This is a genomic window from Tautonia sociabilis (assembly GCF_003977685.1).
Lineage (GTDB): Bacteria > Planctomycetota > Planctomycetia > Isosphaerales > Isosphaeraceae > Tautonia > Tautonia sociabilis.
This window is the reverse complement of sequence record NZ_RYZH01000041.1, coordinates 52,146-65,392: the sequence shown is the minus strand read 5'-3', so window position 1 is coordinate 65,392 and position 13,247 is coordinate 52,146. Positions and strand designations below refer to the sequence as shown.

At 71.4% G+C, this 13,247-nt stretch carries 9 protein-coding genes; 5 read left to right on the top strand and 4 right to left on the bottom strand.

The annotated features are described in order from the left end of the window. Positions 1-940 (bottom strand): alpha/beta hydrolase (locus TsocGM_RS18995; protein WP_199756837.1); only part of this gene is annotated, 940 nt, incomplete at its 3' end. A 312-nt stretch (positions 941-1,252) separates the two neighbouring features. Further along, positions 1,253-1,819: a DUF6702 family protein gene (locus TsocGM_RS18990; protein WP_126727039.1), complete on the bottom strand. Its 567-nt coding sequence runs from the start codon at positions 1,817-1,819 to the stop codon at positions 1,253-1,255. A 373-nt stretch (positions 1,820-2,192) separates the two neighbouring features. On the opposite strand from TsocGM_RS18990, the gene TsocGM_RS18985 reads away from it, so the two are divergent. The 4 genes from TsocGM_RS18985 to cydB all read left to right on the top strand — a co-directional run bounded on the left by TsocGM_RS18985 (position 2,193) and on the right by cydB (position 8,599). After that, entirely contained in the window at positions 2,193-3,998 is a 1,806-nt protein-coding gene (locus tag TsocGM_RS18985) for a GntP family permease (RefSeq protein WP_199756836.1), read from the top strand. 222 nt (positions 3,999-4,220) lie between these two features. Next, complete coding sequence (locus TsocGM_RS18980; protein WP_126727038.1) at positions 4,221-5,678, top strand: GntP family permease; 1,458 nt, start codon at positions 4,221-4,223, stop codon at positions 5,676-5,678. A 312-nt stretch (positions 5,679-5,990) separates the two neighbouring features. Then, on the top strand, positions 5,991-7,493 hold the full coding sequence (locus tag TsocGM_RS18975) for a cytochrome ubiquinol oxidase subunit I (RefSeq protein WP_126727037.1): 1,503 nt from the start codon (positions 5,991-5,993) through the stop codon (positions 7,491-7,493). Positions 7,494-7,579: 86 nt separating this feature from the next. Further along, a complete protein-coding gene (cydB, locus tag TsocGM_RS18970) occupies positions 7,580-8,599 on the top strand; it encodes a cytochrome d ubiquinol oxidase subunit II (RefSeq protein ID WP_126727036.1) in 1,020 nt (339 codons plus the stop codon). On the opposite strand, the gene TsocGM_RS18965 is transcribed toward cydB, so the two are convergent. Further along, positions 8,593-9,993 (bottom strand): Na+/H+ antiporter NhaA, encoded by a 1,401-nt coding sequence (locus tag TsocGM_RS18965; protein WP_199756835.1) that lies wholly within the window; start codon positions 9,991-9,993, stop codon positions 8,593-8,595. The genes cydB and TsocGM_RS18965 overlap by 7 nt on opposite strands. A 230-nt stretch (positions 9,994-10,223) precedes the next feature. On the opposite strand from TsocGM_RS18965, the gene TsocGM_RS18960 reads away from it, so the two are divergent. Then, on the top strand, positions 10,224-11,783 hold the full coding sequence (locus tag TsocGM_RS18960) for a gamma-glutamyltransferase (protein WP_126727035.1): 1,560 nt from the start codon (positions 10,224-10,226) through the stop codon (positions 11,781-11,783). A gap of 105 nt (positions 11,784-11,888) precedes the next feature. Here TsocGM_RS18960 and TsocGM_RS18955 read toward each other — a convergent pair whose 3' ends face one another. After that, on the bottom strand, positions 11,889-12,965 hold the full coding sequence (locus tag TsocGM_RS18955) for an outer-membrane lipoprotein carrier protein LolA (RefSeq protein ID WP_126727034.1): 1,077 nt from the start codon (positions 12,963-12,965) through the stop codon (positions 11,889-11,891). Between the last annotated feature and the right edge of the window lie 282 nt (positions 12,966-13,247).

The window sequence follows — 13,247 nt, the reverse complement described above, 5'->3', positions numbered from 1 at the left end:
CGTCGGCCGAGCCGAAGAGCAGCAGGATGGGGAAGCGGGGGGCGAGGGCGGAGACGGCGCGGTCGATGGGGACGCCGTCGAGGTCGGCCCGGGGGGAGACGAGGACCAGGCCGGCGAGGTCGCTGGTGCGGCCCTCGATGGAGACGGCGCCGCCGGGGGAGGCGAGCCAGGAGGCGGCCAGGTTCGCCCCGGCGCCGAGGCCGACAACGCCGAGCTTGGCCAGGTTCAGCTCTCGGCGGTTGTGGCGGTCGAGCAGGAAGCGGTAGGCGGCCTGGAGGTCTCCGACGCGACGGGAGGCGGCCTGGGCCTCCGGCAGCCGGGAGGGGCTGCGGCCGAAGCCGCGCAGGTCGAGGGCGAGCACGGCGTAGCCCTCCTGCTGCAAGGCGCCGGCGAGCCCCTTGCCGTCGAGTTCCTCGATGGGATCGTCGAAGTCCTTGATCGAGCGGCCGGGGGCCAGGTCGTGGACCAGGAGGATGACGGCGGCCGAGGCCCCTTCCTGGGAGGGGTAATAGCGGGCGGCCAGCGGGGCGCCGTCGAAGCTGGCGAGGGTCAGCTCATAGAGGAAGGGCCAGGAGGGGACGACCGGGGCGTTGGGGTCCGCGGGCCGGGCCGGGGCGGGGCGGTCCCCCTCGGCGGGCAGGGCGCCGGGCTCGAGGGGGTCGTCGCCGGGGCGGTCGGCCAGGCCGCCGGGGGCGGCGTTGGCGGGAGGCAGGCGGAGGCCGCCGGCGTCGGACTTCTCCTCGATGTTCCTGGCCGGCTTCTCCCGGGGGACCGCGCGGGGGCGGGCGGCGGGAGGGGGCGATTCCTGGGAGTTCTCCTGAGGCAGGGGAGCGTCCTGGCGGGGGGAGAGGGCGGCGGCGGAGGTCGCCAGCGCGACCGCCAGCATCGCCGCCAGGGCCGAGGCCGCCCGCCCGATTGCCGACCGAGGATCGCTGCCCATCGCGCCGCCCTCCCGTTCGAGGCCGAGGGATCGAATCGAGGTCGGATCCGGCCGCCGGGCGACGGTCGCCAACGACGGGACGGATGCGTCCGAGTGTTCCATCCTATCGGCCCCCGGGTCCGGGACGCCACAGCCGGGGGAGGAGGCCCGAGGGAGGAGAGCCGGGGGCAATCGGTTCGACGCGACGCCCCGATCCCGGTTGTCCGGGATGGCTGAGCCCCGAGGCCGGGGTCGACCCGATCCCGGCCTCCGCGACCCAACGATCGCTCCCCCCGAACTCCGGCATGATGGAACCGGGCCGGGGCGTTCGGCTCAAAGGCCGTCGACGTCGACGTTGCTGCCGGGGTCGGGGGAGGGAGCGGGGTCGGGGCGGCGGAAGGTCTGGGAGGGATGGTCCCGGGAGAATCGGAGCGAGGCGCGGTCCTTGCCGCGCCCGAAGACGATGGTGTTGACCTGGTCGGGCTCGACCTCGAAGAGCAGGGTGTTGGTGAAGCAGACGCCCTCGGGGCCGTCGGGCAGGGGGATCTCGAAGTAGAGCCAGGCGGTCTTGAGGGTGACTTCCTTGCCGACCCAGCAGATGGGGGCGGGATCGCCGCCGGGGGGGGTGGCGACCAGGGCCTCCTTGAGGTAGGCGAGGATCAGGGCGTCGACGTTTTCGGTGCGTTCCAGGTCGACGCGCTCGCCGGCACGTCGGCCGAGGGCCGCTTCCAGATCGCCGGGGTTGTAGACGCGGAGGGCGACCTCCAGCGTGCCGGAATCGGCGTTGTAGTCGGCCTCGGCGATGGTGATGTGGAAGGGGTGCGCCTCCCCCCCGAGGGCGACCGCCGGCCCGACGGCCGCCGCGATCGTCAACGCCCCGAGGATCGTCCGTCGAGTCATGGCTTGCTCCCGGTCTGGCCCCGGCCGGAATCGAGTCGAAGGCGGCCGACGCCGGGCCGCCGTCCCGCCTCCTAGCCTACGAGGAGGCCGGGCCGATCGCCAGCGATCCCCCGGCGCGATCGAGGAGGGATCGGCCGGGGGAGACGGCCGGCGTCGCGAGGGGAGGAACCCGAGGACGTTCCACGACGGTGCGCCGCGTTCCGATGGTCCGCGAGCACTCGCTCCGGTGGACACGAAGCGGGCCGAGGCCGCTGGGTGTTTGCGGGGGGGAGGCCGGCGTGATAGTGTCGGTCCCGAATCGCGGGATCCCGGCCGGGAGGGGCGGGGATCCGGGGCGTGTCGATCACTTCGGGTCGAGCGACGATTCCGGGAGATGTCGTTCCGGCCGGCCCACCGGGCCGGGCCAATGCGGTGCGGCGCGGCGCGGCGCACCATGAGCGGAGGCGAGTCGGCGATGGGGATTCACCCGCTGGTCATCCTGGCGATCGGCATCGCGACGGTCATTGGGATGATTCTTGTTTTGCGCTTGAATGCGTTTATCGCGCTGATCTCCTCGGCGATGCTGGTCAGCCTGATGGCGCCGGGGCCGATCGCGGAGAAGATTGGCCGGGTGGCGTCGGCGTTCGGGGCGACGGCGGGGAACATCGGGGTGGTGATCGCGTTGGCGGCGGTGATCGGCACGTGCCTGATGGAGAGCGGGGCGGCGGATCGGATCGTGCGGTTTTTCCTGGGGCTGCTGGGGGAGAAGCGGGCGGCGACGGCGCTGATGGGCAGCGGGTTCGTGCTGGCGGTGCCGGTCTTCTTCGACACGGTGTTCTACCTGCTGGTGCCGCTGGGGAGGTCGCTGTATCGGAGGACGGGGACGCATTACTTGAAGTATGTGCTGGCGATCGCCTGCGGCGGGGCGATCACGCACACGCTGGTGCCGCCGACGCCGGGGCCGCTGCTGATGGCGGCGAACCTGGGGATCGACCTGGGGGCGATGATTCTGATCGGAGTGGCGGTGGCCCTGCCCTCGGCGGTCGTGGGGCTGGCGTTCTGCGGCTGGGCGGATCGGAGGATGCCGGTGCCGATGCGGTCGGTTTCGGGGATGGCGGAGCCCGCTCCGCCGGGCGACGACCAGTTGCCGCCGTTGTGGCTGGCGATCTTGCCGGTGGCCCTGCCGGTGATCCTGATCACGACGAACACGGTGCTGAAGACCGTGGCCGACTCCGAGCACGCGGCTCGGATGGTGGCCGAGGACGTGCTCAGCCCCGAGGGGTTCATGGAGCCGCTCTCCCGGGCCGACCTGATCCCCGGCACGCCGAGGGCCCGCCTGCGGGACCTGATGGCCGAAGCGGGGCTGGAAGCGCCGTCGGCCGAGGCGATCGCGGCGGCGGTGAACGAGCGGGTGCTGCTGGTCCGGGACGCCGGCCGGGCGCTGGGCTCGGGGAACCTCTCGAGGATGTCGGACGCGGAGGTGGAGCGGGCCAACCGGCTGGTGCTGGAGGAGATCTACCCGGAAGGGGTGCTGCGGCGGCAGGTCTGGGAGACGCCGACGAGGCGGGTGTCGGACGCGGCGGCGCTGGTGGGGGACCCGAACTTCGCGCTGCTGGTCTCGGCGGCGGTGGGGCTGCTGATCCTGGTCCGGCAGCGGGGGACGACTCGGGAGGAGCTGGCGCGGATGGTCGAGCATTCGCTGATGAGCGCCGGCGTGATCATTTTGATCACCGCCGCGGGCGGGGCCTTTGGGGCGATGCTGGCGCAGGCTCAGATCGGGGCCGTGATCGAGGGGGCCTTCGGGCCGGGGGACGGCGGCGGGTCGTCGGGGGGGGCGGCGCCGTCGGGCCTGATCCTGATGCTGGTGGGCTTCCTGGTGTCGGCGGTGTTGAAGGTGGCGCAGGGGTCGAGCACGGTGGCGATGATCACCGCGTCGGGGATCATCGCGGCGCTGGTGCCGGCGGACGCGGCGGCGGCCCTGGGCTATCACCCGGCCTACCTGGCGACGGCCATCGGCAGCGGATCGCTGATCGGGTCGTGGATGAACGACAGCGGCTTCTGGGTCTTCGCCAAGATGAGCGGCCTGACGGAGGCGGAGGCGCTGAAGAGCTGGACTCCCCTGCTGTTGATCCTGGGAGGGGTGGGGCTGGTGATCAGCGTGTTGCTGGCGATGGTCTTGCCGCTGGCGGGGCTGGCGTGAGGATCGAACCGCTCGCCGGGCCGAGGAGCCGCCGAGCCGACGAGTCGAGACGAGGAGGACGCGGAGAACGGTCGAGAGGGGGAGGAGAAGTCGGCTTCGGATCGTCGGGCGGAGGCTCGCCGGGAGGTCTCGATCGATGATCTTTTGATTTCCGAGGTGTGTTCTCCTCCGCGACTCCGAAACGCTGCGCGAGGTCCCTCCCGGCCCCCGGAGCCCGCTTCCATGCATCCCGTGGCGACCCTGCTGCTGGCCGTCGGCATCGTGCTGGCGGGGATCCTGTGGCTGAGGCTGCATGCGTTCCTGGCGCTGCTGCTGGCGGCGTTCGCGGTGGCGTCGCTGACGCCGAGGGAGACGCTGGAGGCGACGGCCGAGGCGAAGGTGGCGGCCGGGGACTGGACCGAGGAGCAGGCGGCGGCGTTCGCCTCGGCGACGGCCGCCGACCGCGTGGCCGAGGGGTTCGGGGACACGGCGGCGGGGATTGGGATCCTGATCGCGATGGCGGCGATCATCGGCAAGTGCCTGCTGGACAGCGGCTCGGCCGACCGGATCGTGCGGTCGGCCGTGGGGCTGGTGGGGCAGGGGAGGGCCGCCCTGGCGTTCCTGGGCAGCGGGTTCGTGCTGGCGATCCCGGTGTTCTTCGACACGGTCTTCTACCTGATCATGCCCCTGGGCAAGGCGATGTGGCTGCGGACGAGGAAGGATTACCTGCTCTACGTCCTGGCGATCGTCGCCGGGGCGACGATGGCGCACTCGCTCGTCCCCCCCACTCCCGGCCCGCTGCTGGTGGCCGGGGAGCTGGGGGTCGACCTGCTGACGATGGCGGCGGCCGGGGTGGTGATCGGCTCGGTGGCGGCGCTGAGCGGCTTCGCGTTCGCGACGTGGCTGAACCGGAGAATGGACATCCCCCTGCGCGACTCGGGCGACCTGGCGATCGAGGACCTGGAGGCGGTCATCCGCAAGCCGGACTCGGACCTGCCGCCGCTGTGGCTGGCGATGGCGCCGATCGTGCTGCCGTTCGTGCTGATCGCCTCCGACGCGGCGGTATCGACCGTGGTGAAGGGGCTCGGCGACGAACCGGCGCCGGGGTGGGTGGAGGCCGTCTCCCCGGCGTTGAAAACGCTGGGAGACAAGAACGTGGCGCTGGCGATCGCCGCGGCGGTGGCACTGGCGACGCTGGCGGGGAGGCCGGGGAGGGACCGGAAGTCGCTGGCCTCGGCGGCGGGGTCGGCGCTGGCGGGGGGCGGGGTCATCATCCTGATCACTTCGGCCGGCGGGGCGTTCGGGGCGGCGATCCGGCAGGGGGGCGTGGCGGAGTCGATCGAGGCGATGGCCGGAGGCGGCTCGGCGATGGCGGTGCTGCCGCTGGCGTTTTTGGTGTCGGCCCTGGTGAGGACGGCGCAGGGGTCGGCGACGGTGGCGATGATCACCGCCGTCGGCGTGCTGGCGCCGCTGGCCGAGTCGGGGGGGCTGGGCTGCCATCCGGTCTACCTGGCGATGGCGATCGGCTGCGGGTCCAAGCCGTTCGCGTGGATGGCCGACAGCGGGTTCTGGGTGATCTGTCAGATGGCCGGGCTGACCGAGGCCGAGGGCCTGAAGACGGTCACCCCCATGACCGGCGTCATGGGGCTCACGGGCCTGCTGGCGACGATGCTCGGCGCCTGGCTATTGCCCTTGACCTAAGACCCCAGACGGAGTTCGGCCCGGCCTTCGGCGACACGGCGCCCGGCTCCGATCCCGATCGGACCAGGGTGTCGGCTTCGGTGAACGTTCCGAACGGTTCGCAGGCTCCGCGAATTTCAAACGAATCAACAAAGTCGTATAGCTGGAATTTCACCACCGGATCGATTACGATCGCGGAGCAGGGGGCCCCAAGGCCGACCGTGCCTCCGGCCCGGCCTGGCCCTGGCCGCCCCCCTCCGGGAGCGGAGCGAGGCGACGGTGCGTGCTCGCCCCGCCGGATCGTGGACCTGCCGTGAGCCGGAGCCCAGCGCCGTGGACGTCCTGCTGCTTTCCCGCCTGCAGTTCGCCTTCACCATCATGTTCCATTACCTGTTCCCTCCGCTGACGATCGGGCTGGGGATGGTGCTGGTGTATCTCGGGGCGATGCGCCTGCGAACGCCGGAGGACCCGATCTTCGAGCAGGCGGCCAGGTTCTGGACCAGGATCTTCGGCCTGAACTTCGCGCTGGGGGTGGTGACGGGGATCGTGATGGAGTTCGAGTTCGGCACGAACTGGGCGGCGTACTCGAGGTACGTCGGCGACGTGTTCGGCTCGGCGCTGGCGGCGGAGGGGATCTTCGCGTTTTTTTTGGAGTCGGGGTTCCTGGCGGTCCTGCTCTTCGGCTGGGAGCGGGTGGGGGTGAAGACGCACTTCGTCGCCACGCTGATGGTGGCGGTGGGAGGGCTGTTCTCGTCGATCTGGATCGTGATCGCCAACAGCTGGCAGCAAACGCCGGCGGGGTTCGAGCTGCGCGAGCACGTCATCCACGGCCAGACCTTCCAGCGGGCCGAGATCACCGACTTCTGGGCGATGGTGTTCAACCCGTCGACGGTGGATCGCCTGGTGCATGTCTGGCTTGGGGCGTTCCTCCTGGGGGCGTTCTTCGTGATGAGCATCTCGGCGTGGTACTTGCTGAAGGGCCGGCACGAGGAGTTCGCCCGGAGGTCGTTCACCGGGGCGCTGCTGCTGGCGACCGTCTCGTCGCTGGCGCAACTGGCGTCGGGGCACGCGCAGGCGATCGGCGTCGGGGAGCGTCAGCCGGCGAAGCTGGCGGCGATGGAGGGGCTGTTCGAGTCGAAGCGGGGGGCGGGGCTGTCGCTCTTCGGCTGGCCGGACGAGGAGGCAAAACAGCTGCGGTACTCGGTCGAGATTCCGGGAATGCTCAGCCTGCTGCTGCACGGGGATCCCGGGGCCGAGGTCCCGGGCTTCGACGAGCTGGAGGAGGACTGGGGCATGCCGCCGGTCTGGCTCACCTTCCAGGCCTATCACGCGATGGTGGGGATCGGCCTGCTGTTCCTCGGCTCGTGCCTGGTTTCGTGCCTCTTCCTCTGGCGGGGGACGCTGTACCGGAAGCGGTGGCTGCTCTGGTATCACGTCGTCGCCGTGGTGCCGGCGTTCGCGGCCAACGAGCTGGGCTGGGTGACGGCGGAGGTCGGCCGGCAGCCCTGGGTCGTGTACCCGACGATCGGGGCGGGGGGCCCGGAAGGGGGGCTGCGGACGAGCGAGGCGCTGTCGGAGGTGGTGCGGGCCGAGCAGGTGCTCGGATCAATCGTCATGTTCGGATTGATCTATGCGCTGCTGTTCGTCCTCTGGCTGTTGATCCTCAACCACAAGATCCAGCACGGTCCCGAGCCCGTTTCCCTCCCCGAGGGCGGGGAGGAGCCGGGGCCCGGCCTGCTACTGGCGGCGAGCGAGCGGGTGGCCCACTCGGGGACGCTGACGGAGGCGAAGCAGGAGAAGACGGCGAAGCAGGAGAAGACGGTGAACGGCGGCTGACCAATGGCGGTCGGCCGTCCTCGATCATGAAACCGTCCCTGACGATCACCCGACATCGGCCATCCTCCCGGGAAGGAGACGCTCTTATGGATCTTCACGTGCTTTGGTTCATCATTCTGGGGATCTTGCTGGCCGGCTACGCGATGCTGGACGGCTTCGACCTGGGGGTGGGGATGCTCCACCTGACGGCGAGGGACGACACCGAGCGGAGGGTGCTGCTCAACGCGATCGGGCCGATCTGGGACGGCAACGAGGTGTGGCTGGTCACCTTCGGCGGGGCGATGTTCGCGGCGTTCCCGGAGGCGTATGCGACGGTCTTCTCGGGCTTTTACGCCGCGTTCATGCTCGTGCTCTTCGCGCTGATCTTCCGGGCGGTGTCGATCGAGTTCCGCAGCAAACGGCAAGGCCGGCGGTGGCGGCAGGCGTTCGACCTGGGATTCTTCGCCTCGAGCCTGCTGGCGACGGCACTCTTCGGCGTGGCCGTGGGGGCGGCGATGGCGGGGGTGCCGCTGGACGATCGGGGGCTGTACGCGGGGGACTTCCTCGATCTGATCTCCCCCTACTCGGTCCTCGTCGGGGTGCTGGCCGTGGCGCTGTTCGCCATGCACGGGGCGATCTACCTGCTGCTGAAGACGGAGGGGGACCTGCGCGATCGGCTCTATGCGAGGGCGTGGACCGGGTTCGGGTTTTTTCTCGTGGCCTATCTGACGGTGACGATCGTCACGCTGGTGGAGATCCCCAGGGCGACGGCGAATTTCGAGAGGTTCCCCTGGGTGTGGCTGGTGGTCTTCGCCAACATCCTGGCGATCGCCAACATCCCGCGCAACCTCTACCGGCACCGTCCGGCTCGGGCGTTCGCCTCGAGCTGCTCGGCGATCGCGGGGTTCGTCGTCCTGTTCGGGATCGCGCTGTTCCCGAACCTGGTGACCAGCTCGATCGCCCCCGAGCAGCGCAGCCTGACGGTGTACAACGCGGCCAGCTCGGAGCGGACGCTCGGGAACATGGCGATCGTGGCCGCCATTGGGGCGCCGCTGGTGCTGACCTACACGGGGATCGTCTACTGGACCTTCCGGGGAGCCGTCCGGCTGGACCCGCACAGCTATTGAGCGGTCGTGAACCGATCCGGCCCGATCCAGTCCGATCCGCTGTTTTTCCCTTCGATTCGGTCCCACCCGTTTCGGGGACGGCTCCCCTCGGGTGCCCACTCGGCTTGGGGAGGCGATCCTGGAAGAGGAGGGGGGGGAACCGGGGGGTCGTCGGCCGGGTCGGCCTCGGCGGACGAGGGGTCCCGGACGCGGAGGGCTCGGGCCAGGGGGAAGGCGACGGCGGCCGAGAGGAAGCTGCCAAGGGCTCCCATCTTGGCGGCGTCCTGGATCGGGCCCGGCTCGGGGAAGGCCGCCGAGGAGACGAACAGCGCGACGGTGAACCCGATCCCCGCCACGATCCCCATCACCAGCACGTGGCGATAGCCCATCCTCTCGGGCCGCTTCAGGCCGAAGACGGATTCTCCCAGCGCGGTGAACAGGGTGATTCCCAGCGGCTTGCCCAGCACCAGGCCGCCGAGGACCAGCCAGGTGCCGGTGCCGAGGTGCCCCAGCGAGACGCCGGCGTTGGCCAGGCCGAAGAGGCCGAGGATCAGCTCGGTGGGGCGGCTCCACCAGTGGCCAAAGGCGTCGAGGGTGGAGCGGCGGATCGGGTCGCTGGGGGCGAAGAGGCCGCGGTCGCCGGGAGAGTGGGGCAGGGTGGGGATGATCGGCACCAGGCCCAGCGCCGGGTGGATGCCGGCCTGCTCGAACGACCACCAGCAGAGGATCCCCGGGCCGAGCAGGTACCACCAGAAGCTTCGCACGCCCCGGGCCCTCAGCAGCAGGCCCAGACCGATGGCCGAGGCGGTGAGCAGGAACCAGGCTGGGAGGATGGCCTCCTCGGGGTAAAACACGGCGAGGATCGCCAGGCCGGCGGCGTCGTCGGCGATGGCCAGCAGCAGCAGGAAGGCGATGGCCGGGTGGCCCGGGCCGAAGATCATCCGGGCGACGAGGTAGCTGAAGGCGATGTCGGTGGCGCACGGCACCGCCCAGCCCCGGCCGAGGTCGTCCATCCGGCCGGCCAACCCCGCGCCGACGAGGTAGACCAGCGCCGGCATCGCCACCCCCCCCAGGGTCGCCAGCAACGGGGTGGCCGCCCGCTTCGGATCCGACAGCGGTCCGCCGGGGAGCAGGGCCTCCCAGACCTCCTTGGCGGCGATGCCGAAGAAGATGGCCATGAGCACGTCGTTGACGAGGAACTGGAGCGTGAGCACCTCGCCGCCCCGGCCGGAGAGCGGAGAACCGTGGACCAGCTCCCCATAGCCCGTCGCGTCGACGTTCGCCCAGAGCAGCGCGACGGCCGCCCCGGCGATCAGGAACATCGAGTTCTCGAACAGGAAGTCGACCGCCGCCTTGCCGTTGGCGACCATCGCGTCAATCGGAGCGGGGCGCCGGCCGTCTCGGGACTGGCTCATCAGGATCGGCTCCGGGCCCGAGGGCCCGCGCGGGGGGAGCAGGGGTCGGGCAGAGAAGAGAACAGGGCCAGGAGGCCGGGAAGAGGCGGCTGGGCTGGGCTCGGGGGCGGCCTCATCTTATCAGAGTCTCCTTGACGTTTGAAGGGAGCAATCTCCGGGAGGGCGGGGCCTGGCTGACGATCGGGAGGACGGCCTCGGTAGAATGGGGCAAACCGTCGAGGCCCGCCCGCATGCCCACCCCCACCCGAGCCGTCATCGCCGCCGATTCCCCCGCCACCGCCGACGCCGGGGCGAGGGTCGCCGAGCTGGGGGGCAACGCCGCGGACATCGCCGTGGCGGCGGGCTTCGTGGCCACGATGGCCGAGTCGTTGCTCTGCTCGCTCAGCGGCTCGGGCTTCGCGATGATCTCCCCAGGCGGGGGGGAGCCGGAGCTGATCGACGGCTCCCACACGGTGCCGGGGCGGGATTCGGAGGACCGGAGGCCCCCCGGGGAGCTGGACGTGGTCGAGTACGCGCTGCCCTACGGCGGCGGCATCTCGATCCGGATCGGCCGAGGGACGGTCGCCGTGCCGGGGGCGCCGGCGATGCTGGAGGAAACCTGGAGGCGGCACGGCCGCCTGCCCTGGGCCGAGGTGCTGGCGCCGAGCGTCGAGCTGGCGAGGTCGGGATGGCCGGCGAGCAAGACGATGGTCAACTACCTGGCCCAGGTCGGCCCGGGGCCGTATGCGAGGCAGGAGGAGTGCCTGCGCACCTTCTTCCCCGACCGGGAGCATCCCCCCCCGGCCGGAGCGCCGTTCCGGATCGCCGGGCTGGAGGGGACGATGGAGCAGATCGCCCGGGAAGGGACCCGGGCGCTGTACGAGGGGGACCTCGCCTCGGCGATCGTCCGGGAGATGGCCTCCGGCGGCGGGCTGATCTCCCGACGGGACCTGGCGTCGTACCGGGCGGAGGTCCGCCGGCCGCTGGCGATCCGGTCCCGAGAGTGGACCCTGTCCCTGAACCCTCCTCCGGCGGTGGGGGGGGCGGCCCTGGGAGTGATGGTGGGGTGGCTCGATCGCTGCTGGCCGCTCGGCTCGGCGCCGGGGGAGCGGGCCGTGCTGCTGGCCCGGGCGCAGCGGGCGCTGCTGGAGCTGCGGTCGGGAGTGCTTGATTGCCCGGACTTCGACGACGCGATGGCCCGGGCCCTGCTGGAAGACTCGGGGCTGCTGCCGTGGCTCCCCAGGCTTTCGGCGCCGGGAACGACGCAGATCAGCGTGGCCACGGCCGACGGCGGTCTGGCGTCGATGGCCATGAGCAACGGCTACGACGCCGGCATCGTCATCCCCGGCACGGGGATCGTTTGCAACAACGCGCTGGGGGAGCCGGAGCTGAACCCGAGGGGGTTCCTGGCGCAGCGGCCGGGGGCTCGGATCGTCTCGAACATGACGCCGACGGTCGCGATCGCCGACGATGGCCGGCGCTTGGCGATCGGCTCGCCGGGGGCCTCCCGGATCACGACGGCGCTGGCGCAGACCTGGGCCTGGATGGTCTTCGAGGGGCTCGACCCGGGCGAGGCGGTGATCGCCCCCCGCCTGCACGTGAGCCCTCCGGAGTCGGCCGGGGGTCGGCCGGTCGCCCGGGTGGAGCCGGGGTTCGACACCTCCCGGCTGGCCCGGGAGTTCGACATCGTAACGTACTCGCACCCGGATATGTACTTTGGCGGGGTCAAGCTCGCGATGGTCGGGCCGGGAGGGGGCCTCTCCGGCAGGGCGGACCCGAGGCGGGAGGGGGCGGTGCGATCGGTCGGCTGACCGCCGGCGGGGGATTCCGGCGGGGTTGCTGGGGTCGTGTCGACCCCAGCGTCGCGGGCCTCCTCAACTGGGGTCGACTCGACCCTCGCCACCCGTCCGGTTGGTTTAGCGGCGGGGAATGGGGGTGAGCTCCTGGGGCTGGGCCCCGGGGGGGGGGGGGTGGGGGGGGGAGGCGGGCTCGGCCTGGGGCTCGGGATTGCGGATGATCCGCCAGCCGTCCTGCTGGGCCTTGCGGGCCTGGTCGGCTCCCCAGGCGAAGAGCTCGGGCTTCAGCTCGACGTTGGCCCGGAGTTCCTTGATGTAGTAGTTCTGCTTGTCCTTGCCGTTGGGCGCCAGCGTGTGGATGCTCCGGGGCTGAAGCGTGCGGGCGTCGAGGATCAGGACGGCGACGGAGAAGGCATCGCGGTCGACCGGGTGCAGCGGGTAGATGGCGATGCGGTGGGTGCCCTCCTGGGTGCTGGGCATCAGCGAGGCGCGGTAGCGATTCTTGAAGTCTCGCACGTTCATACGGAAGAGGAAGGGCAGGGGACCTTCCTCCAGGGCGCGCTGCTGGGCGTCCTTGGGCAAAGGATAGATGTTGATCTGGCGGAGCGGGCCGTCGAACTCGATGACCTCGTCGCCGTTGGCGAGGATGCGGCGGTCGAAGACGAACTTCGAGTCCTGGCCCTCGGACTCGACCTGCTTCTCCAGTTGAAGGACGACGAGGTTGGGTCGGCGCAGATAGGCCTTGCCCTGGTACGTCTTCTTCTCGCCGACGACGGCGAGCTCGTCGACCTGCTCGAAGGCGGCATAGAGAGTCTCGATCCTGCCGCTGGTCTGCTCCCACTGGGCGAGGATGGTGTCGAGTTCCGCATTGTGAGTGTTGCCGCCGGCATCTGCCGCCGGGGCCTGCTGTCCGGCGAGCGGCGCGGGGGCCTGGCCGGGAGCGGGGGCGGGGCGAGACGGGATGGGGGCGGCTGGCGAACCCTGGGCCGGGGCCGAGGCCGGGTGGGGAGCGGCGGCCCGCTGCACGGCGGGGTCGTCGGTGGCGGACCTTGAGGGCGCCGGACCCGAGGCGGCCGTCCGGGCGGGAGCGGGAGCGGGAGCCGGGATCCGGTTCGGGGCCTGCGCCTGGCCGCTCGCCCCGGCGATCGGGCCGAAGACGGCAAGGGCGCCGAGGATGAGGGGAGCGATCCGTCGCATTCCGAGTCCCTCCGGAACGGGGTCGATCGAGGGCCGGGCCGGTCGATCGGGCGGCCCGGCCGTCGGGCGTGGCCCGAGGTTGGGTCGGGATCGTAGCCGATCGGCCGGATCTTGAACAGGGGAGGCGGCTCGGCGGGCGATCGGGTCCGGGGACGACCTCGCCGGGGCCGCCGAGGACGGCGGAGTGAGGGATCGATGGGCTCCTGCAAGGGCGACGGCCGTCGAGCATCGGGGCCGCCTCCCGAGGTCGATGTCGAGTAGAATGGCGGCCCGAGCCGGGAA

Bases quoted from the DNA above. Each gene is read 5' to 3' on its own strand.
- TsocGM_RS18990 (WP_126727039.1), bottom strand. From the start codon at position 1,819: ATGACTCGACGGACGATCCTCGGGGCGTTGACGATCGCGGCGGCCGTC.
- TsocGM_RS18980 (WP_126727038.1), top strand. From the start codon at position 4,221: ATGCATCCCGTGGCGACCCTGCTGCTGGCCGTCGGCATCGTGCTGGCG.
- TsocGM_RS18985 (WP_199756836.1), top strand. From the start codon at position 2,193: ATGTCGTTCCGGCCGGCCCACCGGGCCGGGCCAATGCGGTGCGGCGCG.
- TsocGM_RS18955 (WP_126727034.1), bottom strand. From the start codon at position 12,965: ATGCGACGGATCGCTCCCCTCATCCTCGGCGCCCTTGCCGTCTTCGGC.
- cydB (WP_126727036.1), top strand. From the start codon at position 7,580: ATGGATCTTCACGTGCTTTGGTTCATCATTCTGGGGATCTTGCTGGCC.
- TsocGM_RS18965 (WP_199756835.1), bottom strand. From the start codon at position 9,993: ATGAGCCAGTCCCGAGACGGCCGGCGCCCCGCTCCGATTGACGCGATG.
- TsocGM_RS18960 (WP_126727035.1), top strand. From the start codon at position 10,224: ATGCCCACCCCCACCCGAGCCGTCATCGCCGCCGATTCCCCCGCCACC.